The 26,729-nt window shown below is 61.3% G+C and carries 26 protein-coding genes; 9 read left to right on the top strand and 17 right to left on the bottom strand.

Going from position 1 to position 26,729, the window contains the following annotated elements; all coding sequences use genetic code 11:
* Positions 1 to 7 precede the first annotated feature (7 nt).
* Positions 8 to 733 (top strand): tRNA (guanosine(46)-N7)-methyltransferase TrmB, encoded by a 726-nt coding sequence (gene trmB / locus FBY04_RS16480; RefSeq protein ID WP_084322431.1) that lies wholly within the window; start codon positions 8 to 10, stop codon positions 731 to 733.
* 122 nt (positions 734 to 855) lie between these two features.
* Here trmB and FBY04_RS16470 read toward each other — a convergent pair whose 3' ends face one another.
* From FBY04_RS16470 to FBY04_RS16430, 9 genes are all read right to left on the bottom strand, one after another.
* A complete protein-coding gene (locus FBY04_RS16470) occupies positions 856 to 1,179 on the bottom strand; it encodes a DUF3392 domain-containing protein (protein WP_145315811.1) in 324 nt (107 codons plus the stop codon).
* 22 nt (positions 1,180 to 1,201) lie between these two features.
* A complete protein-coding gene (hemW, locus tag FBY04_RS16465) occupies positions 1,202 to 2,407 on the bottom strand; it encodes a radical SAM family heme chaperone HemW (RefSeq protein WP_084322427.1) in 1,206 nt (401 codons plus the stop codon).
* Positions 2,404 to 3,000 (bottom strand): RdgB/HAM1 family non-canonical purine NTP pyrophosphatase, encoded by a 597-nt coding sequence (gene rdgB, locus FBY04_RS16460; protein WP_084322425.1) that lies wholly within the window; start codon positions 2,998 to 3,000, stop codon positions 2,404 to 2,406. Before rdgB ends, hemW begins: the two co-directional genes overlap by 4 nt.
* Entirely contained in the window at positions 2,997 to 3,431 is a 435-nt protein-coding gene (locus FBY04_RS16455; RefSeq protein WP_084322423.1) for a DUF4426 domain-containing protein, read from the bottom strand. The genes rdgB and FBY04_RS16455 overlap by 4 nt, the downstream gene beginning before the upstream one ends.
* A gap of 26 nt (positions 3,432 to 3,457) precedes the next feature.
* Positions 3,458 to 4,078, bottom strand: a complete 621-nt coding sequence (gene metW / locus FBY04_RS16450) for a methionine biosynthesis protein MetW (RefSeq protein WP_027926558.1) — start codon at positions 4,076 to 4,078, stop codon at positions 3,458 to 3,460.
* Between the two features lie 7 nt (positions 4,079 to 4,085).
* Positions 4,086 to 5,225 carry a homoserine O-acetyltransferase gene (locus FBY04_RS16445; protein ID WP_084322421.1) on the bottom strand — a complete coding sequence of 380 codons (1,140 nt, stop codon included), beginning with the start codon at positions 5,223 to 5,225 and terminating at the stop codon, positions 4,086 to 4,088.
* A gap of 207 nt (positions 5,226 to 5,432) precedes the next feature.
* Positions 5,433 to 6,023: a YggT family protein gene (locus tag FBY04_RS16440; RefSeq protein ID WP_017341276.1), complete on the bottom strand. Its 591-nt coding sequence runs from the start codon at positions 6,021 to 6,023 to the stop codon at positions 5,433 to 5,435.
* Between the two features lie 10 nt (positions 6,024 to 6,033).
* On the bottom strand, positions 6,034 to 6,852 hold the full coding sequence (gene proC / locus FBY04_RS16435) for a pyrroline-5-carboxylate reductase (RefSeq protein ID WP_084322419.1): 819 nt from the start codon (positions 6,850 to 6,852) through the stop codon (positions 6,034 to 6,036).
* Positions 6,853 to 6,887: 35 nt separating this feature from the next.
* Positions 6,888 to 7,586: a YggS family pyridoxal phosphate-dependent enzyme gene (locus FBY04_RS16430; protein ID WP_084322417.1), complete on the bottom strand. Its 699-nt coding sequence runs from the start codon at positions 7,584 to 7,586 to the stop codon at positions 6,888 to 6,890.
* 57 nt (positions 7,587 to 7,643) lie between these two features.
* Here FBY04_RS16430 and FBY04_RS16425 point away from each other — a divergent pair, with 57 nt between their 5' ends.
* The gene (locus FBY04_RS16425) at positions 7,644 to 8,678 is read left to right on the top strand and encodes a type IV pilus twitching motility protein PilT (RefSeq protein ID WP_084322415.1); all 1,035 of its coding nucleotides are present in this window, start codon (positions 7,644 to 7,646) and stop codon (positions 8,676 to 8,678) included.
* 103 nt (positions 8,679 to 8,781) lie between these two features.
* Here the strand turns inward: FBY04_RS16425 and FBY04_RS16420 are convergent, their stop codons facing one another.
* Positions 8,782 to 9,399, bottom strand: a complete 618-nt coding sequence (locus tag FBY04_RS16420) for a C40 family peptidase (protein WP_084322413.1) — start codon at positions 9,397 to 9,399, stop codon at positions 8,782 to 8,784.
* Between the two features lie 250 nt (positions 9,400 to 9,649).
* On the opposite strand from FBY04_RS16420, the gene FBY04_RS16415 reads away from it, so the two are divergent.
* Positions 9,650 to 10,081 carry a TM2 domain-containing protein gene (locus tag FBY04_RS16415; protein WP_084322411.1) on the top strand — a complete coding sequence of 144 codons (432 nt, stop codon included), beginning with the start codon at positions 9,650 to 9,652 and terminating at the stop codon, positions 10,079 to 10,081.
* A 112-nt stretch (positions 10,082 to 10,193) separates the two neighbouring features.
* Here the strand turns inward: FBY04_RS16415 and FBY04_RS16410 are convergent, their stop codons facing one another.
* The 7 genes from FBY04_RS16410 to gshB all read right to left on the bottom strand — a co-directional run bounded on the left by FBY04_RS16410 (position 10,194) and on the right by gshB (position 16,201).
* Complete coding sequence (locus FBY04_RS16410; protein ID WP_084322409.1) at positions 10,194 to 11,465, bottom strand: dihydroorotase; 1,272 nt, start codon at positions 11,463 to 11,465, stop codon at positions 10,194 to 10,196.
* A complete protein-coding gene (locus tag FBY04_RS16405; protein WP_077046050.1) occupies positions 11,462 to 12,466 on the bottom strand; it encodes an aspartate carbamoyltransferase catalytic subunit in 1,005 nt (334 codons plus the stop codon). Before FBY04_RS16405 ends, FBY04_RS16410 begins: the two co-directional genes overlap by 4 nt.
* A 27-nt stretch (positions 12,467 to 12,493) precedes the next feature.
* Positions 12,494 to 12,997, bottom strand: coding sequence for a bifunctional pyr operon transcriptional regulator/uracil phosphoribosyltransferase PyrR (gene pyrR / locus FBY04_RS16400; RefSeq protein ID WP_145315810.1), 504 nt, complete (start codon positions 12,995 to 12,997; stop codon positions 12,494 to 12,496).
* Positions 12,998 to 13,080: 83 nt separating this feature from the next.
* Positions 13,081 to 13,518: a Holliday junction resolvase RuvX gene (gene ruvX / locus FBY04_RS16395; RefSeq protein WP_003195067.1), complete on the bottom strand. Its 438-nt coding sequence runs from the start codon at positions 13,516 to 13,518 to the stop codon at positions 13,081 to 13,083.
* Positions 13,518 to 14,090, bottom strand: coding sequence for a YqgE/AlgH family protein (locus tag FBY04_RS16390; protein ID WP_084322404.1), 573 nt, complete (start codon positions 14,088 to 14,090; stop codon positions 13,518 to 13,520). The genes ruvX and FBY04_RS16390 overlap by 1 nt, the downstream gene beginning before the upstream one ends.
* Positions 14,091 to 14,273: 183 nt before the next feature.
* The gene (locus tag FBY04_RS16385) at positions 14,274 to 15,170 is read right to left on the bottom strand and encodes an energy transducer TonB (RefSeq protein ID WP_145315809.1); all 897 of its coding nucleotides are present in this window, start codon (positions 15,168 to 15,170) and stop codon (positions 14,274 to 14,276) included.
* Positions 15,171 to 15,247: 77 nt separating this feature from the next.
* Positions 15,248 to 16,201 carry a glutathione synthase gene (gshB, locus tag FBY04_RS16380; protein ID WP_084322402.1) on the bottom strand — a complete coding sequence of 318 codons (954 nt, stop codon included), beginning with the start codon at positions 16,199 to 16,201 and terminating at the stop codon, positions 15,248 to 15,250.
* Between the two features lie 336 nt (positions 16,202 to 16,537).
* Between gshB and pilG the strand changes: the two genes are divergently transcribed.
* The 6 genes from pilG to FBY04_RS16350 all read left to right on the top strand — a co-directional run bounded on the left by pilG (position 16,538) and on the right by FBY04_RS16350 (position 26,631).
* The gene (pilG, locus tag FBY04_RS16375; protein ID WP_027926573.1) at positions 16,538 to 16,942 is read left to right on the top strand and encodes a twitching motility response regulator PilG; all 405 of its coding nucleotides are present in this window, start codon (positions 16,538 to 16,540) and stop codon (positions 16,940 to 16,942) included.
* Positions 16,943 to 17,002: 60 nt separating this feature from the next.
* Positions 17,003 to 17,368, top strand: a complete 366-nt coding sequence (gene pilH, locus FBY04_RS16370; RefSeq protein WP_008068134.1) for a twitching motility response regulator PilH — start codon at positions 17,003 to 17,005, stop codon at positions 17,366 to 17,368.
* A gap of 10 nt (positions 17,369 to 17,378) precedes the next feature.
* A complete protein-coding gene (locus tag FBY04_RS16365; protein WP_084322401.1) occupies positions 17,379 to 17,927 on the top strand; it encodes a chemotaxis protein CheW in 549 nt (182 codons plus the stop codon).
* 155 nt (positions 17,928 to 18,082) lie between these two features.
* Positions 18,083 to 20,140: a methyl-accepting chemotaxis protein gene (locus FBY04_RS16360; RefSeq protein ID WP_084322400.1), complete on the top strand. Its 2,058-nt coding sequence runs from the start codon at positions 18,083 to 18,085 to the stop codon at positions 20,138 to 20,140.
* 37 nt (positions 20,141 to 20,177) lie between these two features.
* Complete coding sequence (locus FBY04_RS16355) at positions 20,178 to 26,183, top strand: Hpt domain-containing protein (protein WP_145315829.1); 6,006 nt, start codon at positions 20,178 to 20,180, stop codon at positions 26,181 to 26,183.
* Positions 26,176 to 26,631 (top strand): chemotaxis protein CheW, encoded by a 456-nt coding sequence (locus FBY04_RS16350; protein ID WP_084322398.1) that lies wholly within the window; start codon positions 26,176 to 26,178, stop codon positions 26,629 to 26,631. The genes FBY04_RS16355 and FBY04_RS16350 overlap by 8 nt, the downstream gene beginning before the upstream one ends.
* Positions 26,632 to 26,729 lie beyond the last annotated feature (98 nt).

Raw genomic sequence — 26,729 nt, 5'->3', positions numbered from 1 at the left:
GCCATTGATGACTGAATCAAACGACACGCCTATCCAGACGGAAGAAGGCGACGAGCGCCAACACCGCCGCATCAAGAGTTTCGTGATGCGCGCCGGGCGCATGACCGAAGGCCAGCAGCGCGGCCTGGACCAGGGCACGCCGCTGTTTGTGCTGCCATTGGCTGACGCGCCGGTGGACTTCGACCAGGTGTTCGGTCGCTCGGCACCGCGCTCGCTGGAAATCGGTTTCGGCATGGGCCATTCGTTGCTGGAAATGGCTGCGGCCTCGCCAGAACAGGATTTCATTGGCGTGGAAGTGCATCGGCCGGGTGTCGGCGCGCTGCTCAATGGCGTGCTGACTCAAGGCCTGACCAACCTGCGCGTCTACGATTGCGACGCGATCGAAGTGCTCAACCGTTGCATCGCCGACAACAGCCTCGATCGCCTGATGCTGTTTTTCCCGGACCCATGGCACAAGAGCCGTCACCACAAGCGTCGCATCGTTCAGGCGTCGTTCGCTGAACTGGTGCGCAGCAAGTTGAAGGTCGGCGGTGTGCTGCACATGGCCACCGACTGGGAACCGTATGCCGAGTACATGCTGGAAGTGATGAACGTTGCGCCGGGTTATCGCAACCTGGCTGAAGACGGCAAGTGCGTTCCGCGCCCGGCTGAACGCCCGATCACCAAGTTCGAACGCCGTGGCGAACGTCTTGGGCATGGCGTGTGGGACCTGAAGTTCGAAAAACAGTCCTGAGCCCTACGCTATAAACCTGTAGGAGCCGGCTTGCTGGCGATGGAGTGTCAGACACATCGATGTTGACTGACACACCATCGCCAGCAACCCCGCTCCTACAGGTGTTTTGTGGTGTCCGGAAATCAGCGGCGGTCGGCTACTACGCCGATGAGCACCAACACCACCACCAACACCGGCGCCAGGCTGTAGTTGTTGAACTGGCTCAGGCCTTTGATGATCCACGGCGTGGCGTAGATCAGCGCGACGCCGCTGCCGACCATGCACAGCAGGGCCATCAGCGGGACGCGCAAGGCGCCAGCGATGCTGCCCAGACGCTGATCGACCCAGCCTTTGATGTCCGCGCCGAACAGCACCAGCAAACAGCCCACCAGCGCCAGCGAGATTTCCGACAGGTTGCTGCGGCTCCAGCGGGAGACGGTGGCGAGCAGGTCGAGTATCAAATCCATTCGTTTTCCCTTAAGGCTGAAATCAGCTCAGAAATTTTTGCAGCAAGTCATTGAGGAACAGTTGCCCGCGCTCGGTGGCCGCCAGGCGTGACGGTTCGACCTGCAACAAGCCGCTTTGTTCGGCCTCGAGACGGCGTTCGGCAAGACTATCCAGGCTCAGCCCGGTACGCTCCGGGTACAGTTTCGATTCCACGCCCTCGGTCAGGCGCAACGCATTCATCAGGAACTCGAACGGCAGTTCATCATTGGTCAGTGCCTTTTCGCCAGCCTTGAAACTTTTCGCCGGGTTCAGGTAGTCCTTCGGCAGGCGCGTCTTCCAGGTGCGCACGATGCGCCCGTCCGGGTGACTGAGCTTGCCGTGAGCGCCGGCGCCGATGCCGATGAAGTCGCCAAAACTCCAGTAGTTGAGGTTGTGCCGCGCCGGACGACCGGGCTGGGCATAAGCGGAGACTTCGTATTGCGCGTAACCGTGTTCGGCGAGCAGCGCCTGACCCGCTTCCTGAATATCCCACAGCATGTCGTCTTCCGGCAGCGTCGGCGGCTGGTTCCAGAACACTGTGTTCGGCTCCAGCGTCAGTTGATACCAGGACAAGTGGGTCGGTTTCAAGGCGATGGCCTGGCGCAAATCGCTCAGGGCATCGTCCAGCGATTGGTCGGGCAAACCGTGCATCAGGTCCAGGTTGAAGTTATCGAACCCGGCCTGACGGGCCATGCCGGCGGCCCTTACCGCTTCGTCACCGTTGTGAATCCGCCCCAGTGCCTTGAGTTTCTCTTCCTGGAAGCTCTGGATGCCGATCGACAAGCGATTGATGCCCAATGCGCGGTAAGCGACGAACTTCTCTTGCTCGAATGTCCCCGGATTGGCTTCCAGGGTGATTTCGATGTCACTGGCAAACGGAATGCGCTGCTCGACACCTTTGAGTAGGCGGCCCAAGGCTTCGGCGCTGAACAGGCTCGGCGTGCCGCCACCAAAGAAGATCGAGCTCAACTCACGACCGTAGACCGCGTGCAGGTCCTGATCGAGATCGGCCAGCAAGGCGTCGACGTATTCCTGCTCCGGCAGCACCGGGCTGGCGGTGTGGGAGTTGAAGTCGCAATAAGGGCATTTGCGCACACACCACGGGATGTGGATGTACAGCGCCAGGGGCGGCAGTGTTGGCAGCGCGGCCCGAGGCGATTGTGCGGCACCGCCGAAAATCAGCGGCGACGCGGATGATTCATGGGTCATATCAGGCCTAGACGCTGGCGCAGCAGATCCATTGCACGGGCACGGTGGCTGATGAGGTTCTTTTCGCTCGGGCTCAGCTCGGCGCTGGAGCAATCGCGTGACGGCACCCAGAACAGCGGGTCGTAACCAAAACCGTGTGCACCGCTGGCCTGGGTCAGGATGCGCCCGTGCCACAAGCCTTCGCAGAGGATCGGCAATGGATCGTCGGCGTGACGCACCAGTGCCAGCACACAGACGAACTGCGCGCCGCGCTCGGCTTCCGGCACGTCTTTCAAGGCATCAAGCAGTTTGGCGTTGTTCGCCGCATCGCCCTGGCCATCGGCATAACGAGCCGAGTAGATCCCCGGTGCACCACCCAGGAAGTCCACCGCCAGCCCGGAATCGTCGGCCAGTGCCGGCAGGCCGGAAATGCGCGCGGCATTGCGGGCCTTGAGGATGGCGTTCTCGACGAACGACAGGCCGGTTTCTTCAGGCTCGACGCTGCTGAACTCGCCGATCGAGCGCAGTTGCACCGAGCCGCCGAGCATCGCCTGGAGTTCCTTGAGTTTGCCGGCGTTGTGGCTGGCCAGTACGAGTTGCGTGAAGTTGATCATTGGCCAGGGAAGAGCTCTTGGTTGAAATTGATGGTGTTGATTTTGTCACCGGTCTGCACCTTGATGTCGAAGGTGCGGATTTCCTGCTGATCGACCGGGTATTGCGCGATGTAGTAGATCGCGCCTTGTTCGGTGATCTGTTTGAATTTGAGCGGCACACTCTGGCTGGTCAGGTCTTTCACCGTACCGCTCACTTGGGCCATCAGCGGCTTGCCATCCTTGAGCACCGAAATGTTGATCACGCCTTGGTTCTTGCTGCGGGTCAGTTCCGCGGCTTTGGCGATCTCGGGCGTCAGGAAGGTGGAGTTGAAGGTGTTGTAATGCACCGTCACATCGCCAAATTTTTCCTGACGGTCGCCTTTGATGACGTCGGCGGCCATGGCGGTGACGCTCAGGCAGGCAGTAAGTACGAACAGCGCTAAACGACCCATCATCGTTCTCCTCGAAATGTCGTGTTTCAGACCGCGACCTTGTGGTCTTGCAGCCCGGGGCTGCTGACGCGGTAAATACCAATCTCACCTAACAGATTAGGCCATAGCTTACTGGCCCACCCGTGCCTGTGCTGTTGATCCACGGCAAGCCGATCAATGACCTTGGCTTCACGTTCGCGACATAACGCTTCAAAGTCTTCGAAGGTGCAGAAGTGGATGTTCGGCGTGTTGTACCAGGTGTACGGCAGAAACTCGGACACCGGCATCCGGCCCTTGCTCGCCAGGTACCAGCGGCAGCGCCAGTGACCGAAGTTGGGGAAGGTGATGATGCACTGGCGACCGACCCGCAGCATTTCGTCGAGGATCTTGTCCGGGTAGTGCACGGCTTGCAGCGCCTGGGTCATGACCACGATGTCGAAACTGTTGCTGGCAAAGTTGCCCAGGCCCTTGTCCAGGTCCTGCTCGATGACGTTGATGCCCTTGGCCACGCACTCGGCGATGTTGTCCGGGTCGTTTTCCAGGCCGTAGCCGGTGACTTGCTTGTTGTCGCGCAGCCACGTCAGCAGCTCGCCGTCACCGCAACCGAGGTCGAGCACGCGGCTGCCGGCGGGGATCCATTCCTGGATGATTTCCAGATCAGCTCTCATGGCTTTCTCACAGCGTAATGCGGTTCATGTAATTGCCGAACGCCTGCAGGTAGCGCGGGATCGGAATCAGGAAGGCGTCGTGGCCTTGCGGAGCGTCGATCTCGAGGTAGCAAACGTCTTTCTTGGCCGCCATCAGTGCATCCACCAGTTCCCGCGAGCGGGCAGGGGAGAAGCGCCAGTCGGTGGTGAAGGACATCACGCAGAACTTGGCCGAGGCGCCGGCGAAGGTTTTCGCCAGGTCATCGTCGAAGTTAGCCGCCGGGTCGAAGTAGTCCAGCGCCTTGGTCATCAGCAGGTAGGTGTTGGCGTCGAAACGCCCGGAGAACTCTTCGCCCTGATAACGCAGATAGCTTTCGACCTGGAACTCGACGCTGTGGAAGTCGTAGTTGAGCTTCTCGCTCTTGAGGCCACGGCCGAATTTTTCGCCCATCGAGTCATCCGACAGGTAGGTGATGTGCCCGACCATCCGCGCCAGCATCAAGCCGCGCTTGGGGATCACGCCCGCCTCCTGGAACGAACCGCCGTGGAAGTCGGGGTCGGTGAGGATCGCCTGGCGCGCCACTTCGTTGAACGCAATGTTCTGCGCCGACAGCTTCGGTGCCGAGGCGATGGCCAGGCAGTGACGAATGCGATCGGGGTAGGTGATGCTCCACTGCATCGCCTGCATGCCACCGAGACTGCCGCCGATCACGGCGGCCCATTGGCTGATGCCGAGCAGGTCGGCGAGGCGCGCCTGGCTGTGCACCCAGTCTTCCACGGTCAGCACCGGAAAATCGGCGCCGAACGGCTTGCCGGTTTCCGGGTTGATGCTGCTCGGGCCGGTGGAGCCGTTGCAACCGCCGAGGTTGTTCAGGCTGACCACGAAGAACTTGTTGGTGTCGATCGGCTTGCCGGGGCCGATGCAGCTGTCCCACCAACCGGGCTTGCGGTCGTCGGGGCTGTGGAAACCGGCAGCGTGGTGGTGACCGGACAAGGCGTGGCAGATCAGCACGGCGTTGCTCGCCGTGGCGTTCAGCGTGCCGTAGGTTTCGTAGATCAGGTCATACGCTGGAAGCGAACGGCCGCAGGCCAAGGCCAGGGGTTCGCTGAAGTGCGCCACTTGCGGCGTCACCAGACCAACAGAATCGGGGGGAAAGGCAGTTGGCATCGACCCTGCTCTCGTTGAAATGAGGCGTAAGTCTAAAGACCGGTGGGGTTAGCGGCAAGCAAAGGCCGGGCCTGATTTCATTCAGTCAGACCGCGTCATCGTTCTTCGCGAGCAAGCCCGCTCCTGCATTGGAATGCGTACCCCTGTGGGAGCGGGCTTGCTCGCGAAGGCAGCGCCTCGGTCAACCGCCGGGCGCTGAAGGCCGGGTCAGATCAGCAAGCGCAGGATTTCCGGCATCATCGTCATCGCGGCGAGGTTGTTGATCACCAGCATGTCGATCAGCTTCAACACCATGAATGCCAGGATTGGCGAGATATCCAGGCCACCAAGGTTGGGCAGGATCTTGCGGAACGGTGCCAGGGCTGGTTCACAGATCTGGTTCACCAGCTCGGCGCCAGGGTTGTGGCTGCCCGGTGCGACCCAAGACAGGATCACGCTGATGATCAGTGCGAAGAAGAAAATCTTCAGGAACAACGCGGTCACGCCGATCAGCGACCAGATCAGCAGTTGCAGCGGGTTGCCGGTGGTGCCGTAGGTCAGCAGCAGGGTGAGGGCCATGAGCGCCAGCTGCACGAGGATCGCCAGCACCAGCGAGGACATGTCCAGGCCGAACATGCTCGGGATGATCCGGCGCAGCGGCTTGAGCAGCGGCTGAGTTGCCTTGACGGCGAACTGGCACAGCGGGTTGTAGAAGTTCGCGCGCACCAGTTGCAGCACGAAACGCAGCAGCACGATCAGCAGGTACAGGCTGCCGAGGGTTTGCAGCACGTAGACCGCTGCAGTGTTCAATCCAATCATGTAAGGCTCCTTATTGACCCAATTGTTCGGCCATCTCGGCCGAGCGGTGCGCAGCGGCGCCGAGTGCTTTTTCTACCAGAGCTTCGAAGCCACCCGCCTGGAACGATTTGATTGCAGCTTCTGTGGTGCCCGCAGGCGAAGTCACGCGGCGACGCAATTCAGCGGCGTCGACATCGCTGGCAACTGCCATGTGCGCGGCGCCCAGCGCTGTTTGCAAGGTCAGTTGCGCGGCGATGTCCGCCGGCAGGCCCAGCTTCACGCCAGCGGCGGTCATGGCTTCGATCAGCAGGAAGAAATACGCAGGGCCCGAGCCGGACACGGCGGTGACGGCATCCAGTTGCTGTTCTTCGTTCAACCACAAGGCGATGCCGACGGCTGACAGCAGCTCCTGGGCCTGTTGCCGTTGTTCTGCGGTGACTTCGGCGGTGGCGAACAAACCGCTCACGCCCTGACGCAGCAGCGCCGGAGTGTTAGGCATGCAGCGCACGATCGGTTGGGCGCCGAGCCAGTTGTTCATGCTGGCGCAGGTGATGCCGGCAGCGATGGACACCACCAGTTGATTCGGTTTCAAGCTTGGGCGAATCGCTTCGCACACGGCTTTCATCGCCTGGGGTTTGACCGCCAGCACGACCACGTCCGCGCCTTGAATGGCCTCGGCGTTGTCTGCGAATACGTCGATGCCGTGTTCGGCGTTCACTTTGGCGCGGGTTTCAGCGCCCGGATCGCTGGCGCGGATCTGTGCGGCGTCCAGACCTTTGGCGCGCAGGCCGCCGATCAGGCTGGCGGCCATGTTGCCGGCACCGATAAAGGCAATACGAGTCTTGCTCATGTCAGGTCCTTATAAAGAGAGGAGTCAGCCATTGTTCAAGGCTGACCATGCACTTGTTGAGAGCCGCGAGCACCAAACAGGGCCGTACCAATGCGGACCCAGGTGGCGCCCATGGCGATGGCCGACTCGAGGTCGTGGCTCATGCCCATGGAAAGTGTGTCTAGCGGCAGGTTCAGGCTGGCTTGCAGGCTTTGCACGGCAGCAAAAGCGGCGTCCTGGGCTGCGCGATCTTCAGTTGGCTCGGGAATGGCCATCAACCCGCGCAACTTGAGGCGCGGCAGTTCGCTGATGGCGTGGGCCAGGGCGGGCAGGTCGGCCGGGGTGCAGCCGGACTTGCTGGCTTCACCGCTGACGTTGACCTGGATGCAGATGTTCAGTGGCGGCAGATCGGCAGGACGTTGTTCGGACAGGCGTTGTGCGATTTTCAAACGATCCACGGAGTGCACCCAGGCGAAGTGCTCGGCGATAGCGCGAGTCTTGTTCGACTGAATGGGGCCGATGAAGTGCCAGATCAAGGGCAGGTCGGTCAATTCGAGCTGTTTGCCCAAGGCCTCCTGCAGATAGTTCTCGCCAAAGTCGCGCAGGCCGGCGGCGTAGGCTTCGCGCACGGCGTCAGCGGGCTTGGTCTTGCTCACGGCCAAAAGCTGGACGCTGTCTCCGTCACGGTGGGCGGCAAGGGCGGCAGCCCGGATGCGTGAACTAACCAGGGCAATGTTGTCTGCTATCGTGGACATTCAAGAGGCGCCAGCGGGTCTGAGGTTGGCGGCATTCTACTGGAATTGAGGAGTGCTATGGATATCACTGAGCTGCTGGCGTTCAGCGCCAAACAAGGAGCCTCCGACTTGCACCTGTCGGCAGGCCTGCCACCGATGATTCGCGTCGACGGCGATGTGCGGCGCATCAACCTGCCCGCTCTGGACCACAAGGAGGTGCATGAGCTGATCTACGACATCATGAACGACCTCCAGCGGGTGGACTTCGAGAAGCACCTTGAAACCGACTTTTCCTTCGAAGTCCCCGGCGTGGCGCGCTTTCGGGTCAACGCCTTCAACCAGAACCGTGGTGCTGGCGCCGTATTCCGGACCATTCCGTCCAAGGTCCTGAGCATGGACGACCTGGGCATGGGGGACGTGTTTCGCAAGATTACCGAAGCGCCCCGCGGTCTGGTGCTGGTGACCGGTCCGACCGGTTCCGGCAAGTCCACCACTCTGGCGGCAATGATCGACCACCTGAACAACAATCGCCATCACCACATTCTGACCATCGAAGATCCGATCGAATTCGTCCACGAATCGCGCAAATGCCTGATCAATCAGCGCGAAGTCCATCGCGATACCCGCAGTTTCGCCACCGCCTTGCGGTCGGCCCTTCGGGAAGACCCGGATGTGATTCTGGTGGGGGAGATGCGGGATCTGGAGACCATTCGTCTGGCGCTGACCGCTGCCGAGACCGGTCACCTGGTGTTCGGCACGCTGCACACCACGTCGGCGGCGAAAACCATCGACCGGGTGGTGGATGTGTTTCCGGGGGATGAGAAGTCGATGGTGCGTTCTATGCTGTCCGAATCATTGCTGGCGGTGGTTTCGCAAACGTTGGTGAAGAAGATCGGCGGTGGGCGCATCGCGGCGCACGAGATCATGCTGGGGACATCGGCGATCCGTAACCTGATTCGCGAAGACAAGGTCGCGCAGATGTATTCATCGATTCAGACTGGCGGGAATCTGGGGATGCAGACGCTGGATATGTGCTTGAAGGATCTGGTGACCAAAGGCTTGATCAGTCGCGAGCATGCGCGGGAGAAGGCACGGTCGCCGGATAATTTCTGAGACTCAAAAGCAAAAGATCGCAGCCTGCGGCAGCTCCTGCAGGGGAACGCGATTCCCGGTGTAGGAGCTGCCGCAGGCTGCGATCTTTTGATCTTGCTTCAAATCAGCGCTGAACGACCTGCAGAGTGTTTTTCTCTTTCGGCAGAACCCGCTTGGCAACCACGTAGTGGCTTTCCCAGTATGGTTTCTTCAAGGTGTCGATGGTCACCGACTTGCCACGGCGTGGTGCGTGGATGAAGCGGTCGTTGCCCAGGTAGATGGCAACGTGATTGACCCGGCGGCTCTTGATGTTGAAGAAAATCAGGTCGCCCGGCTTCAGGTCGTTGCGATCGACTTTCTCGCCATGACCGCTGGCCATGGCATTCGAGGTGCGCGGCAGGTCGAACGTGGCGTCGTTGAACGCGTATTTCACCAGGCCGCTGCAATCGAACCCTTTGCTTGGGCTGCTGCCGCCCCAACGGTAAGGTGTACCGAGGACGTTCACGGCGCGGCTCAGCACGTTGCTGCTTTCCTTGCTCGCCATCGGCGGTACAAGGTTGCTTTTGCTGGCCAGCTGCGGGGCGCGTTTTACGGCTTGTTTGTTTTTGCTCGAAGGAGCAGAAACATGGGATTTGGGGGTGTAACCATTAACGTTAGGAAGACGTTGCTCACGATTGGTGGCGTGGGCGGCCAGTGGCATCAAAAGGCAAATGGTTAGCCATGTCTTGAAAAATGGACGCATTAGGCAGGGCTCATATAGGTTAGCGCGCAACTTTATAACAGCTTTTTTGAGCCTTCCGAGGCCGTTGGTCGATTCAAACGGAGGGCAACGGAACCAAATAAGCGTTTAAATGGACGCAATTGTCGGACAGAACTCAGTTGTTACAAGGGTTTGACGGCAGACAAGGTAGCACCTGCCATACGTCGGCTACTCGTAAAAAAGTCACAAAGATTTAAAGAATATTTATCTATCGTGTGAATTGAGGTCATCCATGAACACCTATCAACACCCCGTTCAGCATCAGGACACCCACAGCAAAGTGATCGGTTACCTGCTGTGGATTTTCGGTTTTACCGGAGCGCACCGCTTCTATTACGGCAAGCCGGTGACCGGGACGATCTGGTTCTTCACCTTTGGTTTGCTGGGCATTGGCTGGCTGATCGACCTCTTCCTGATCCCGGCCATGGACCGTGAAGCGGACCTGCGTTTCACCGCCGGGCCGATCGAGTACAACGTTGCGTGGATTCTGCTGACGTTTCTGGGCGTGTTCGGCGTACACCGGATGTATCAGGGGAAGTGGATCAGCGGGTTGCTGTACCTGGTGACGGGCGGGTTGTTCTTTCTGGGGGTCTTGTACGACTTCTGGACGTTGAATGATCAGGTTTCGGTGCGCAACGCTCAGAATCGCGGCACCTTCCAGTAAGTCATCGCGAGCAAGCCCGCTCCCACATATGATCTCCGGTGAACGCAAATGCTGTGTACACCCCAGAACTAATGTGGGAGCGGGCTTGCTCGCGAATGCAGGCGACGCGGTGTTACGCCTGGTGGCTGATCCGCCCATCCACCAGGGTGTAACGCACCACACCCGGCAGGGTATGCCCAATGAACGGGCAGTTCTCGCCCTTGGACAGCCACGTCTCACCGGCCACGGTCGAAGCCGCAGGGTCGAACAGCACGATATCCGCCGCTCCACCCACTGCCAGTTTCCCCGCCGGCAAGCGCAAGGCTTCGGCAGGTCCGGCACTCAAGCGCGCCAGCAACGTCGGCAGATCCAGCAAACCATCCTCCACCAGCGTCATCGCCAGCGGCAACAGCAGTTCGACACTGCTGATCCCCGGCTCGGTCGCACCGAACGGTGCCAGTTTGGCGTCCCGCTCATGTGGCTGGTGATGGCTGGAAATAGCCGAAACCACCCCCGACTTCACCGCTTCACGCAAGCCATCGCGGTCGGCGCGGGTGCGCAATGGCGGCTGCACGTGATAGAGGCTGCTGAAGTCGATCAGCGCTTCGTCGGTCAGTATCAGCTGATACAACGCGACATCAGCCGTCACCGGCAACCCACGGGCCTGAGCCTGAGCAATCAGAGCCACGCCGCGAGCGCTGGTCAGCTGGCTGAAGTGCGCGCGCACGCCACTTTGCTCGACCAGCAGCAGATCCCGGGCCAATGCCACGGTTTCGGCGGTCTCCGGAATGCCCGGCAGACCGAGGAAACTGGCGGTCGGGCCTTCATGCGCCAGGCCACCTTCGGCCAGATCATGGTCCTGGGAGTTGAAAATCACCGTCAGGTCGAAGGTCGCCGCGTACTCCAGCGCACGGCACAGCGTGCGGGTGTTGCGGAAGCTTTCCAGACCGTTGCCGAAGGCCACGCAACCGGCATCGCGCAAGGCAACGAGCTCGGCCAGTTGCTCACCGTCCAGACCTTTGCTCAGCGCGCCAATCGGGAACACCTTGGTGTTGCCGGCCTCCCGGGCACGGTCGAGGATCAGTTCGGCCACGGCCGAGGTGTCCAGCACCGGTTTGGTTTTCGGCGGGCAGCACAGGCTGGTCACGCCACCGGCCGCGGCCGCGCGGGTTTCGCTGACGATCGAACCTTTGCGGCTGTAACCCGGCTCGCGCAGGGCGACGTTCAGGTCAACCAGGCCAGGGGCGGCGACCAGGCCTTGGGCGTCGAGGGTGTCGACGGCGACGAAACCGGCCGGTGCGGCGCCAATGGCGACGATCTTGCAGGCTTCGATGTGGATATCAGTCACTTGATCCAGCCCGCTGACTGGATCGATTACGCGGGCGCCGAGAATGCTGAGCTTCACTGAACGTTCTCCTGCTCGAATTGGCGCTGGGCAGTCTGCCCGCTCATGGCCATGGACAGCACGGCCATACGAATCGCGATGCCGTAGGTTACCTGGTTGAGAATCACCGAATGCGGACCATCGGCCACCGCCGATTCAATCTCAACGCCCCGGTTGATCGGCCCTGGGTGCATGACGATGCAATCCGGTTTGGCCCCGGCCAGGCGTGCGGTGGTCAGGCCGAACAGGCGGTAGAACTCGCCTTCGCTCGGCAGCAGGCCGCCGGTCATGCGTTCGCGTTGCAGGCGCAACATGATCACCACGTCGACGTCTTTCAGGCCTTCGGTCATGTCGGTGTAGACCTTCACGCCGTATTGCTCGATGCCGATCGGCAGCAGGGTTTTCGGCGCGATGACGCGGATGTCCGGGCAGCCGAGGGTTTTCAGCGCCAGCATGTTCGAGCGCGCGACCCGCGAGTGCAGGATGTCGCCGACGATGGCCACGGAAAGGTTTTCGAAACCGCCCTTGTGCCGACGGATCGTCAGCATGTCGAGCATGCCTTGGGTCGGGTGGGCGTGACGGCCATCGCCGCCGTTGATGATCGCCACTTGCGGGCACACGTGTTCGGCGATGAAGTGCGCGGCGCCGGAATCACCGTGACGCACGACGAACATGTCGGCGGCCATGGCTTCCAGGTTGCGCAGGGTGTCGAGCAGGGTTTCGCCCTTGCTCGCCGACGAGGTGGACACGTTCAACGTGATCACGTCCGCCGACAGCCGCTGGGCCGCCAGTTCAAAGGTGGTGCGGGTGCGGGTGGAGTTCTCGAAGAACACGTTGCACACGGTCTTGCCGCGCAGCAACGGGACTTTCTTCACGGCCCGGGCGCCGACTTCGAGGAACGAGTCGGCGGTGTCGAGGATTTCCGTCAGCAGCTCGCGGCGCAAACCGTCGAGCGAGAGGAAGTGGCGCAGCTGGCCCTGATCATTGAGCTGCAGCGGGCGCTTGGTTTCTAGAGGCGTCATCGCGAGGGGGACTCTCAATAGGGCGAATTAAAGGGCGAGGTCTTGCAGTTCGAGCTTGAGTTCCGGGCCGGACAGTTTCACGCGTTCGTGAGCGGCGAGAGCCAGCGTCGCACCGACGACGTTCGGGCGGATCGGCAGTTCGCCGGCGTCCAGGTCCAGCAGGCACACCAGCGTCACGCTGGCCGGGCGGCCGTAGTCGAAGAGTTCGTTCATCGCAGCGCGGATGGTGCGGCCGCTCATCAGTACGTCGTCGATCAGCACCAGGTCCTGGCCTTCGATCTCGAACGGCAGCGCCGAGGGGCGCACTTGCGGGTGCAGGCCGTTCTGGCTGAAATCGTCGCGGTAGAAGGACACGTCCAGCGTGCCGAGCGGCGCATCGCTGCCCAGTTCCTCGAGCAATGCCTGGGCGACCCAGACGCCACCGGTACGAATACCGATGTACCGCGGTTCGCTGATGCCACGGTGTTCCAGATATGCCTTGAGACGGATCGCCATCTGGCTGATCAGTTCGGCGGGATTGGGCAGGCTCATGGTTGCTCCTTCTTGGGCCCGAGCCGGGTGGTGCTGGAGGTGGCTCGGGTTGTCGCTATAGAAGAGTCGCTTGTTACGGCTCTTCAGGATTCGAACAGTGCGGTGTTTTCGTCGAGCCAGCCTTGCAGCAGCAGGGCGGCGGCGATGGCGTCGACCGGGTTGTCGCGGTAACTGCCTTTTTGCCCGCCACGATCACGCCGCTCGCCCTTGGCTTCGAAAGTGGTCAGGCGTTCATCGTGGGTATAGAAGGGCAGGTTGTAGCGGCCGTTGAGGCGTCGGGCGAACTTTTCGGCGCGCAGGCACATGTCGCTCGGCGTGCCGTCCATGTTCAGCGGCAGGCCGACGACGACCGCGTCAGGTTTCCACTCTTTAATGAGGGCTTCGACCTGGTTCCAGTCGGGCACACCGTTTTGTGCCTTCAAGGTGCACAGCTCGCGGGCCTGGCCGGTAATCACCTGGCCGACTGCCACGCCGATCTGTTTGGTGCCGTAGTCGAACCCCAGGATCAGGCGCAGGGCCATCAGGCGTGCCCCGCTTGGCTGGTGAGCAGGCTGAGGTTGACGCCGAGGTGTTTGGCCGCCGCTTCGAGGCGCAGTTCGCTGCTGGTGTTGAACAGGATATCGGCGTCGAACGGGCAGGTGAGCCAGGCGTTCTGCGCCAGTTCGGCCTCAAGCTGCCCGGCTTCCCAGCCGGCATAACCCAGGGTGATCACACTCTTGGCCGGGCCCACGCCATCGGCGATGGCGAACAGCACATCCTGGGACGTGGAGAGGGACAGGTCGCCTTCCAGATCAACGGTCGCCTGAAACTTCTTGCCCGACGGATGCAGGACAAAACCGCGATCAGTCTGCACCGGCCCCCCGATGAAAATCGGCACATGCTGGCAGAGCAGCGGTGGTTCGATATCGGGGCGCAATTGCTCGAGGATATCGGCCAGGTTGAGGTCTTGCGGACGGTTGACCACCAGCCCCATGGCACCATTGGCCGTGTGCTCGACGATGTAGGTCAAGGTGTGCGCAAAGTTCGGGTCGGCCATGTGAGGCATGGCGATCAGGAAATGATGCTTGAGGTAGCTGGGGCTGACGTTCTTCATGAGCGCTAGTGTGGCGTTGGAGGGGCGAACTGACAAGCTGGGGAATCAATGTTTGCTTGAGATTGATCGATGGCTTGCAGGATCAAACAGAGGCAATACAGTCCTGTAGGAGCCGGCTTGCTGGCGATGGCGCCCCTGAGATAGCTATCGCCAGCAAGCCGGCTCCTACAGGTCTTGTGCCTGTCAGTTGCTGGAGAGCCTATCCCCGCGCGCAAACTTCCACGTCCTGATGATCTCCAGTCGGTCGATGTCGGACAAATCCCCGGTAAACGGCGAAAAAGGCGCCGCCAGCCTTACGATCCGCTGTGCTGCCTGATCCAGCAGCGGTTGCCCGGACGACTCCAGCACCAGCACTTCATACAGCGAACCGTCGCGGTTGATCGAAACCATCAAGCGCAAATTGCCGTAGATCTGCTTGCGCCGCGCTTCGTCGGGGTAATTGAGGTTGCCGATGCGCTCGACCTTCTTGCGCCATTCGTCCTTGTACCAGGCGCCCTTGTCTCTCATGGTCGAGGCGGCGCTCAGGCGGTGGATACGCGGGCGCTTGGCGTACAACTGTTGTTCGTTGGCCAGTTCCGCTTCCAGGCTGGCGATGTCGCTGGACAGCTGTTCACTGTCGAACGTGGGCGCCGCGACAGCGGGTTTGGTCACGGGCTTGGGTTCTTCGGTCTTGGCCGCGGCTTTTTTCGGTTTCGGTGCGACAGTGGTCACGGCAGCCTTGGGCGGCGCCTGCACTTCAGGCTTGGCCGCCGGCGGAGGCGTGACTTTCTGCACCTTGTTGTCCTGGAACGGCGCGACCTCGGTGGTCTTGGGAATCGCCTTTTTATCCAGGGTGCCGCTGCCTTCCTGATTTTCCTGGGCGAGGAAATCGGCCTTCGTTGGCTTCTTTTCGCTTTTGAAGGTGGCGAGGGTGATTTCCAGGGTTTTGCTGATTTGCTTGGGTTCGACCATCGTGAAGCCGACGCCCAACAGCAAGGCCAAGTGGATCAGCGCCGCGAGAAACAGGGTAAATCCGAGGCGATCGGCCGGGCGCACGCCACGGTGGGCGAGTTCTGCGGGCAGATCGGACGGAAGTGTCATGACAAGAAAACCAACATCGCGTTTTTCACAGGCCGCGCATGATAACGCAATGTTGGTCGTACCTTGGCTGTTCTATATCAACGAGCCTTGAGCTTCTGATCGATGGCATCCATCAGCATCCCGCCGATGTCCGTGCCGAACGCATTATCAATCTCGCGAATGCAGGTCGGGCTGGTGACGTTGATTTCCGTCAGGTGCTCGCCAATCACGTCCAGGCCTACGAACAGCAAGCCTTTCTCGCGCAGGGTCGGGCCGACTTGCGCGGCGATCCAGCGGTCTTTCTCGGTCAGCGGACGGGCTTCGCCACGACCACCGGCCGCGAGGTTGCCACGGGTTTCGCCGGCCGCCGGAATCCGCGCCAGGCAATAATCCACTGGCTCGCCGTCGATCATCAGGATGCGCTTGTCGCCATCGATGATCGCCGGCAGGTAACCCTGGATCATGATCTGCTGCTTGCCGTGCAAGGTCAGGGTTTCGAGAATCACCGACAGGTTCGGGTGGCCGGCGGTGTGACGGAAGATCGAAGAGCCGCCCATGCCGTCCAGCGGCTTGAGGATCACGTCGCCGTGATGATCGGCGAACTCGCGCAACACGTCCGGGCGACGGCTGACGATGGTCGGCGGCGTGCACTGCGGGAACAGCGTGGCGAACAGTTTCTCGTTGCAGTCACGCAGGCTCTGCGGCTTGTTGACCACCAGCACGCCGGCGCGCTCAGCCTGCTCCAGCAGGTAAGTGGAGTAGACGAATTCCATGTCGAAAGGCGGATCCTTGCGCATCAGGATCACGTCCAGATCGCTCAGCAGCGCGTCGGTCTCGGCTTCGAGTTCGAACCATTTTTCCGGGTTGGCGAAGACTTTCAGCGGCCGCATCCGCGCGCGCGCTTCACCTTCGGCCTGATACAAATCGCCCTGTTCCATATAGAACAGTTCCCAGCCGCGCTTCTGTGCGGCCAGCAGCATGGCCAGCGAGCTATCCTTTTTATAGGAGATGCTGGCGATAGGATCCATGACAATCCCGACGCGAACGCTCATGGGTTTTTCCTCGAAATTTGGAGAGATTATGCAGGAGCGAGCTTGCTCGCGATGGACTTCAAGGCATCGCGGTTATCCAGCGAATACGCGTCACCGTTGACGACCATCGCGAGCGGGCCTGGCTCCTGCAAGGGACCGTATAAAAGTGGCGTCAGAGTGGCGCCGAGTGTGTTCCCGGTCAAGGAAAAACCACCGCGCCAGTCCCCCGATAGATTGCATTTGGAGACTGTGCTAAAAAGGCTGCCATATCGTTCTGGCCCTTAAACATCAAGGGTTTCGAGCCTCCGGTTATCGCAAACGGACAATTTGATTCGCAAAGGCGACGGTAGAGCATTTATGGACCAGCATTCCAGCGCCTTGAAGGTCATGGTGATCGACGATTCGAAGACGATTCGCCGCACCGCCGAAACGCTGCTGAAGAACGTGGGGTGTGAGGTCATCACGGCCATCGACGGTTTCGATGCCCTGGCCAAGATTGCCGACAATCATCCCGGCATCATTTTCGTCGACATCATGATGCCGCGTCTGGATGGCTATCAGACCTGCGCCTTGATCAAGAACAACAGTGCGTTCAAGTCCACGCCGGTGATCATGCTGTCGTCCAAGGACGGGCTGTTCGACAAGGCCAAGGGGCGCATCGTCGGTTCCGACCAGTTTTTGACCAAACCTTTCAGCAAGGAAGAACTGCTGAACGCGATCCAGGCCCATGTACCGGGCTTCGCCGCCGTTCTGCCGCAGTAGGACACGCACAGTGACGCTCGGCCAGCGGGCCCGGCGTCGACAAGAAGAATGGGGAAAACCATGGCACGAATTCTGATCGTCGATGATTCGCCGACTGAAATGTACAAACTGACCGGCATGCTGGAAAAGCACGGTCATGAAGTATTGAAAGCCGAAAACGGTGCCGACGGCGTGGCGCTCGCCCGCCAGGAAAAACCCGACGCCGTGCTGATGGACATCGTCATGCCTGGCCTCAACGGTTTCCAGGCGACCCGCCAGCTGACCAAAGACCCGGAAACCGGGCACATCCCGGTGATCATCATCACCACCAAGGATCAGGAAACCGACAAGGTCTGGGGCACGCGCCAGGGCGCGAAGGATTACCTGACCAAACCGGTCGACGAAGAGACCCTGATCAAAACCTTGAACAACGTGCTGGCCGGTTGATCGTCCTGCCATGACCGAGTCGCTGACGGCTTTCGAACTGCTGCTGCAGATCGACCAGCGCTGTCGCCTGCTGGCGGCGGATCTGCCCTCCCAGCCGACCCGGCAGCATGGCTGGAGCGGCATCGGTTTTCGCCTGGGCGAGCACTGGTACGTCGCCCCCATGGGCGAGGTCAGCGAAGTCCTGCACGAACCGCGGTTCACGCAGCTGCCGGGGGTCAAACCCTGGGTCAAGGGTGTGGCCAACCTGCGCGGGCGCTTGCTGCCGATGATGGATTTGTGCGCCTTCTTTTCAGATAAAGAGCTTGCTCACGAGTTGTCGGCGGTGCGCAAACAGCGGCGGGTGCTGGTGGTGGAGCATAACGACGTGTTTGCCGGGTTGATGGTCGATGAAGTTTTCGGCCTTCAGCACTTTGCCCAGGACAGCCTGGAACCGGCAGAGGCGTTGAGTGGCCCGATTGCACCGTTCATCAAAGGCCGGTTTCGGCGTGAGCAGAGTTGGCAGGTGTTCAGCCCGTTTGCGTTGGCGCAGTCACAAAGCTTTATGCACGTAGCGCTGTAGCTGGTTCGACACCAACCGAATGTGGGAGCGGGCTTGCTCGCGATAGCGGTGGGTCAGTCAGCATCAATGTTGAATGAATGACCGCATTCGCGAGCAAGCCCGCTCCCGCAAGGGATTATGGTGGGTTCTAAAGGTGCGATAACAGGCGAGGACCGATGATAAAAGCAAAAACAGGCAAGCCAGAAGGGTCGCGCAGCCGGTCGCAGATCATCGCGCTGTTCATCGCGTTGATTGTTTTCATCATGCTGCTGTTCGCCAACTTCGCTTACCTCAACACTCAAGCCACGTACGATAAACAGTACATCGGCCACGCCGGCGAGCTGCGCGTGCTGTCCCAGCGTATTGCCAAGAACGCCACCGAAGCCGCCGCCGGCAAGGCTGCCGCGTTCAAGTTGCTCAGCGATGCGCGCAACGATTTCGCCCAGCGCTGGGGCTATCTGAAGAAAGGCGACCCTTCCACCGGCCTGCCGCCAGCCCCGGCCACCGTGCGCCCGGAAATGCGCGCCGTGCAGATGGACTGGGAACGCCTGCTGAAAAACACCGACGCCATCCTCTCCAGTGAACAGACGGTGTTGTCGCTGCATCAAGTCGCTGCCACCCTCGCTGAAACCGTGCCGCAATTGCAGGTCGAGTACGAAAAAGTCGTCGAAATCCTTCTGCAACGAGGGGCGCCGGCCGCTCAGGTCGCGATGGCCCAGCGTCAGTCGCTGTTGGCCGAGCGGATTCTCGGCGCAGTCAACACCGTGCTGTCCGGTGACGAAAGTTCGCAACAGGCCGCCGACGCTTTTGGTCGCGACGCTGCGCGTTTCGGCCAGGTGCTCACAGGCATGCTGCAGGGCAATCCGGCGCTGAAAGTCAGCCAGGTCGAAGACCACGATGCCCGCGCCCGGTTGGTCGAGATTTCCGAGCTGTTCGAATTCGTCTCCGGTTCGGTGGATGAAATCCTCGAAACCTCACCGGAGCTGTTCAAGGTCCGCGAATCGGCGACCAACATTTTTAGCTTGTCGCAAACCCTGCTCGATGAAGCCTCGCACCTGGCCACTGGGTTCGAAAACCTCGCGGGCGGGCGCGATACGGACACCATTGGCGGCTACGTGCTGGGGCTGGCGGCGCTGATGTCGATCATCCTGATTGGCCTGGTGATGGTTCGCGAAACCAATCGCCAGTTGCGCGAGACCGCTGAAAAGAACGAGCGCAACCAGAACGCGATCATGCGCCTGCTCGATGAAATCGAAGACCTGGCGGACGGCGACCTGACCGTGACGGCGTCGGTAACCGAAGACTTCACCGGGACCATCGCCGATTCGATCAACTATTCCGTGGATCAACTGCGCGATCTGGTAGCCACGATCAACCTCACCGCCGGCCAGGTCGCCGCCGCCGTGCAGGAAACACAAGCCACCGCCATGCACCTGGCGCAGGCCTCGGAACATCAGGCGCAGCAGATCAGCGAAGCCTCCACCGCGATCAACGACATGGCGCAGTCCATCGATCAGGTCTCGGCCAACGCCGCCGAATCTTCGGCAGTCGCCGAGCGCTCCGTGGAAATCGCCAACAAGGGCAATGAAGTGGTGCACAACACCATCCACGGCATGGACAATATCCGCGAGCAGATTCAGGACACCGCCAAACGCATCAAGCGCCTGGGTGAGTCTTCGCAGGAAATCGGCGACATTGTCAGCCTTATTGATGACATTGCCGACCAGACCAACATCCTCGCGCTCAACGCGGCAATCCAGGCTTCCATGGCCGGTGACGCCGGGCGCGGTTTTGCGGTGGTGGCCGACGAGGTGCAACGGCTGGCAGAACGCTCGTCCGCCGCGACCCGGCAGATCGAAACCCTGGTGCGGGCGATTCAGGCCGACACCAACGAAGCGGTCATTTCCATGGAGCAGACCACCACCGAGGTCGTGCGTGGCGCGCGTCTGGCGCAGGATGCCGGTGTGGCCCTGGAAGAAATCGAAGGCGTATCGAAAACCCTCGCGGCGCTGATCCAGAGCATCTCCAACGCCGCCCAGCAACAGACGTCTTCGGCCGGGCAGATTTCCCTGACGATGAACGTGATCCAGCAGATCACCACGCAAACGTCGTCCGGCTCCACGGCCACTGCCGAGAGCATCGGCAACCTGGCGAAGATGGCCAGCCAGTTGCGGCGCTCGGTGTCCGGTTTCACCTTGCCGGCCGCCAAGGCGCAAACTGTAGATAAAGTGTGAAGTGCCCACGGGCGTTCGAACGATGAACGGAGCAGTTATGGGTGATCGGCACGACTATGTGGCCCTGGAGTGGGTCAAAGGCGAGATTGCCGAAACGCTGAAAGTGGCTCACCAGGCGATTGAAACGTTGCTTGATGACCCTCAGGCAACGCACGCCCTCAGTGAATGCCTGGCGTGCATCCATCAGGTTCACGGCAGTTTGCAGATGGTCGAGTTTTACGGCGCGGCACTGCTCGCCGAAGAAATGGAGCAACTGACCGCCGCCTTGCAGCAAAACCGCGTCATTCATCGCGACGAGGCCATTCACCTGTTGCTGCAAGCGATCGGTCAGCTGCCGATCTATCTCGACCGCGTGCAAGGCGCGCGCCGCGACCTGCCGCTGGTGGTGCTGCCGTTGATCAACGATCTGCGCAGCGCCCGTGGCGAAAGCCTGTTGTCGGAAACCAGCCTGTTCACCCCGCAATTGCCGGACCTGCCACCGCTCAATGAAGAATCACTGGCGCTGCTGGAACCGGCGGACCTGCCGAATGTGCTGCGCAAATTGCGCCAGATGTTGCAGATGGCCCTGCTCGGATTGCTGCGCGAACAGGATGACGACACCCACCTCGGTTACCTGGCCAAGGTGTTTTCACGCCTCGAAGGGCTGTGTGGCAACGCGCCCCTGAGCCCGTTGTGGCAAGTCGCTTCGGCGCTGGTCGAAGGCATGCGCGGCGGCTCGATCGCCAACAGCCCGGCCCTGCGCAGCTTGTTCAAGGACGCCGACAAAGAGCTCAAGCGCCTGCTCGAACAGGGCATGTCCGCGATCAATCAGCCGGCGCCGCCGGAGTTGCTCAAGAGTTTGCTGTTCTACATTGCCAAGACCGAACACCCCACCGGGCAGATGCTGACCATGAAAGATCGCTATGGATTGGACGACGCGCTGCCTGACAGCGCGATGGTCGACGAAGAACCGGTGCGGCTGGCGGGTCCTGACCGCGACGCCATGCGTTCGGTACTGGCGGCGCTGTGCGAAGAGCTGGTGCGGGTCAAGGAACGCCTGGACCTGTTCGTGCGCAGCGACCGTCAGCACACCTCGGACCTCGAAAGCCTGCTCGCGCCGCTGCGACAGATCGCCGATACCCTGGCGGTGCTCGGATTCGGCCAGCCGCGCAAAGTCATCATCGATCAATTGGCGGTGGTGCTGAGCCTTGCCCAAGGCCAGCGCGAACCCAACGATGCGATCCTCATGGACGTCGCCGGGGCGTTGCTTTACGTCGAGGCGACGCTGGCCGGCATGGTCGGCACCGTGGAGCCGGAAAGCCAGGAAGACAGCCGACTGCCGACCACCGACCTGACGCAGATCCACCAGATCGTGATCAAGGAAGCGCGCATCTGCCTGCAGCAGGCCAAGGACATGATTGTCGATTACATCGACGCCGATTGGGACCGCCAGCACTTGCAACCGTTGCCGGACTTGCTGACCCAGGTGCGCGGTGCGCTGGCGATGATTCCGCTGAGCCGGGCAGCGAGCCTGATCGATGCCTGCAACCATTTCATCCGCGAGCATTTGCTGCTGGATCCGGACCAGCCTGGCTGGCAGGAACTGGACAGCCTGGCCGACGTCATCACCAGCATCGAGTATTACCTTGAGCGCCTCAGCGACGATCCCGAAGCGGCCGGCGAACAGCTGCTCGATGTCGCGGAAAAAAGCCTGGCGTCACTGGGGTTTTTTCCCAGCGAACACAATGTGCCGGTGCTTGAAGACGTGCTCACCCCGAGTGAAGCGCAGGTCATGCAGGGTCTGCAGGAACTGGACGATCCGGAGGTCGTCCAGACCTTGGCCGATGTGCTGGCCAACCCGGTATCTGCCGTGAACCCGCCCGCGCTGAACACCCCGGGCAGCCTGTTGCCGCCGCCGGTGGGCGAAGCGCCGGTGGACGACGAGCTGCGCGAAGTCTTCCTTGAAGAAACCGATGAAGTCCTGGACATCCTTCGCGAATACCTGCCGCGCTGGTTGGCCTATCCCGACAACACGGCGGCCTTGAGCGAGTTGCGCCGGGCGTTCCACACGCTCAAGGGCAGTGGTCGCATGGTTCGCGCCTTGGTGCTGGGTGAGTTGGCGTGGGCCATGGAAAACCTGCTCAACCGCGTGCTGGAGCACAGCGTCGAGCCCGGCCAGGCCGTGCAACAATTGCTCGGCGACGTGCTGAACCTGCTGCCGGAACTGGTGGCCGAATTTGCCGACAATGCCCAGCGCCAGCGCAACGATGTCGACCAATTGGCCGCACGCGCCCATGCCCTCGCCAAGGGTGACGAGCCTTTGTCCGATGAAGACGTGCAAGACGTCGCGGCCCTCGATCCGCTGTTGCTGGAGATCTTCCGCAACGAAGCCGAAACCCATCTGGCCAGCCTCAATCGCTTCCTCGAACAGGCCGCCGAACATGTGCCGTTGCAGGCCAGCGACGAGTTGCAACGGGCGCTGCACACCCTCAAGGGCAGCGCGTCGATGGCCGGCGTCTTGCCGATTGCCGAGCTGGCGACGCCGCTGGATCACCTGGCCCGTGAGTACAAGGCACACCTGATTGCCCTGGACCTCGACGAGGTCGAACTGCTGCTGGAAGCCGAAGGCGTGTTCCGCGTCGGGCTGCGTCAGCTCAAGGCCGATCCGCTGGCCGAGATTCCCGGCGCCCGTTCATTGATCGAGAGAACCCAGGCGCTGCTGGCCGAGCGTCTGGACGCGCTGTCGAGCACGCCGAGCGCGGCACTTCGAACCAAGCGCGATCCGCAGTTGATCAACAACTTTCTGGCCCAGGGCATGGACATCCTGCTGGACGCCGAAAGCCTGTTGCAGCGCTGGCAGCAGCACCCCGGCGAACGTCAGGAACTCAGTGCGCTGCTGGACGAATTGACCACCCTTGGCGAAGGGGCGCATCTGGCGGATCTGCATCCGGTGGATGAGTTGTGCGAAGCCTTGCTGGATCTTTATGGTGCCGTGGAAGAAAGTAGCCTCGCCGTCAGCGACCGGTTTTTCCACGAGGCGCAAAGTGCTCACGAAGCGCTGATCAACATGCTCGACGAACTGGCAGCCGGTCAGGAAGTGAGCCCGCAACCGGAGCGCATCCGGGCCTTGCGCGGCTTGCTCGACGAGAGCCTCGACCCGGCCGCCATGGGCCTGATTCGCAGTGACGGCAGCCGCACCCTGAGCATCCGCGAACTGGGTGATGCCACCGCCGAATTGGCACAGACCGTTGTAGGAGCCGGCTTACTGGCGATGGACTCACAGGCGCCGCGTTTATCCGATGAAAACGCGTCATCGTTAACGACCATCGCAAGCAAGCCCGCTCCTGCAGAGGACCGTGTTGTTGAGCTGGACGACGAGATCGTATCGATCTTCCTCGAAGAGGCGGTGGACATCCTCGAGAGCGCCGGCCAGGCCTTGCAACGCTGGCTGAATGACCCGGAAAACGCCGCGCCGCTGTTGTCGTTGCAGCGGGATTTGCACACGCTCAAGGGCGGTGCGCGGATGGCCGAGGTCGAGCCGGTCGGTGACCTCGCCCATGAGTTGGAAAACCTTTACGAAGGCCTTGTCGATCGGCGTTACAGCCACAGCGAAGCGCTGGCGCACCTGCTGCAACAAAGCCATGAGCGACTGGCTCAACTGCTTGAACAGTTGCAGAACCAGAAACCGCTGGGTGATCCGGGCGAACTGATCGAGGCCATTCGCGAGTTCCGCCAGGGCAACGCCAACGCGCCTGAAGCCGCTGAAGCTGCACGGGCCGAGGATTCGCCGGGGCATGATCCGGAACTACTGGAAATCTTCCTCGAGGAAGGTTTCGACATCATCGAAAACTCCGGCGCGGCGCTGGTGCGTTGGCAGGCCGAACCGTCCAATCGGCAGGAAATGGAAACCCTGCTGCGCGACCTGCACACCCTCAAGGGCGGTGCGCGGATGGTGGAAATCGGCCCGATCGGCGACCTCGCCCATGAACTGGAATTTCTCTACGAAGGTTTGTCCGCCGGCTCGCTGAAACCGACGGCGGCGCTGTTCGGGCTGTTGCAAAGCAGCCATGACCGACTGGCGCAAATGCTCGACGCCACCCGCGCCGGTCAACCGTTGCCGCCGGCCGATCGGTTGATCGACGCGATCCGCAACTTCAGCCATCCGCAGGTGCTGGAAGCGCCGGTTGCCGCACCGGTTGCACCCAAGGCCGAGCCGCTTGCGCCACAAGTCGATGCCGGTGCCGACATGGTCAAGGTCTCGGCAGAACTGCTCGACGACCTGGTCAACCTGGCCGGGGAAACCTCGATCTTCCGTGGCCGCATCGAACAGCAGGTCAACGATGCGCGCGTAGCCTTGAACGAGATGGAAACCACCATCGAGCGTATGCGCGATCAATTGCGCCGGCTTGATACCGAAACCCAGGGCCGGATTCTCAGCCGTCAGCAAGTCGACGCCGAGCGTTCGGGCTACGAAGAATTCGACCCGTTGGAGATGGATCGCCACTCGCAGTTGCAGCAACTGTCGCGGGCGCTGTTCGAATCCGCCTCTGACTTGCTCGACCTCAAGGAAACCCTCGACCGGCGCAACCAGGACGCGGAGAACCTGCTGCAACAGCAGGGGCGCATCAACACCGAATTGCAGGAAGGCCTGATGCGTACGCGCATGGTGCCGTTCGAGCGGATGTTGCCGCGCTTGAAGCGCATTGTCCGTCAGGTCTCCAGCGAGTTGGGCAAGGACGTGGAATTCGTCGTCGGCAACGCCGAAGGCGAGATGGATCGCAACGTCCTTGAGCGCATGGCCGCGCCGCTGGAGCACATGCTGCGCAACGCCGTCGACCATGGCCTGGAATCGGCAGAAGTGCGCATCGCAGCGGGTAAACCGGCGCAAGGGCGGATCACCCTCGACCTGTTGCGCGAGGGTGGCGACATCATTTTCGACATCCGCGACGACGGCGCCGGCGTGCCGCTGGACGCGGTGCGGCGCAAGGCGATCAAGCGCGGTTTGCTGGCCCCGGACAGCGACATCAGCGACCGCGACGTGCTGCAATTCATCCTGCAACCGGGGTTCTCCACGGCCGAAAAAATCACTCAGATTTCCGGGCGCGGTGTGGGCATGGACGTGGTTCATGAAGAAGTCCGGCAACTCGGTGGCACGATGAGCATCGACTCTGTGCCGGGGCAGGGCGTGCATTTTCGCATTCGCCTGCCGTTCACCGTGTCGGTCAACCGGGCGCTGATGGTGCAGTGCTTTGATGACCAGTATGCGATCCCGCTGAACACCATCGACGGTATCGTGCGGGTGCTGCCCAACGAACTCGAAGGGCATTACCGACTCGATCCGCCGACCTACAAATACGCCGGGCAGGTCTATGAGTTGTGCTACCTCGGCGAACTGCTGAAAACCAGCACCCGCCCGAAACTGCTGGGCCAAAGCCTGCCGCTGCCGGTGTTGCTGGTGCAATGCAACGAACGGCACATCGCGGTGCAGGTCGATTCGATGGCCGGCACCCGGGAGATCGTGGTGAAAAGCCTCGGCCCGCAATTTGCGGCAGTGCAGGGCTTGTCCGGCGCGACGATCCTCGGCGATGGCCGGGTGGTGCTGATTCTCGATTTGCTGGCGCCGATCCGCGCGATGCAGGCGCGGGTGCCGCAACAACCGCTGAGGCAGGACGCAGAATCCGAGCCGCACAAGCCGTTACTGGTGATGGTGGTCGACGACTCGGTCACCGTGCGCAAGGTCACCAGCCGTTTGCTCGAACGCCACGGCATGAACGTGCTGACGGCCAAGGACGGTGTCGATGCCATGTTGCTGCTGGAAGAACACATGCCGGACCTGATGCTGCTGGACATTGAAATGCCGCGCATGGACGGTTTCGAAGTAGCGACTCAAGTGCGTGCGGACGAACGTTTGCAGCACTTGCCGATCATCATGATCACCTCGCGTACCGGCCAGAAACACCGCGACCGCGCCATGGCCATCGGCGTCAACGACTACCTCGGCAAGCCGTACCAGGAGTCGGTGCTGCTTGAAAGCATCGCTTTGTGGAGCAAAACCCATGCTTGAGCATCGCACCAGCAACCTCACCGGGCTGCTGCTGCCCCTGGCTGACCGCAATCTGATTTTGCCCAATGTGGCGGTTGCGGAGCTGATCGACTATCAGCCGGGAGCCTTCGACCTCGACACGCCGCCCTGGTATCTCGGGCGGGTGACGTGGCGGGAGCGGCAGATTCCGTTGCTGAGTTTTGAGTCGGCGTGCGGCAACAAAATCGTGATTGGCGAGCGGGCGAGGATTGTCATTCTCAATGCGTTGGGCGGCCGGCCGGAGCTGAAGTTTATTGCGTTGCTGGTGCAGGGGATTCCGCGGTCGTACAAGCTCGACAGTCAATTGAGCTATGTCGATGTGCCGTTGTGTGCGCTGGAAAAGGCAGCGGTGCAAGTGGGGGACCAAGTGGCCAAAGTGCCGGATTTGCTGGCGCTGGAGGAGTTGCTTGTGAGTGCCGCGCTAGTCTGACGGGCCCTTGTGGTGAGGGGGCAGCCCCCTCGCCACAGGGGTAATCAACCATTACCCTGACCGTAACGATCCGTCTCTCTGCTTGATTGATGCTCCCA

Source organism: Pseudomonas sp. SJZ080 (assembly GCF_007828295.1).
GTDB lineage: Bacteria > Pseudomonadota > Gammaproteobacteria > Pseudomonadales > Pseudomonadaceae > Aquipseudomonas > Aquipseudomonas migulae_A.
This window is presented reverse-complemented; position numbering and strand designations above follow the sequence as displayed.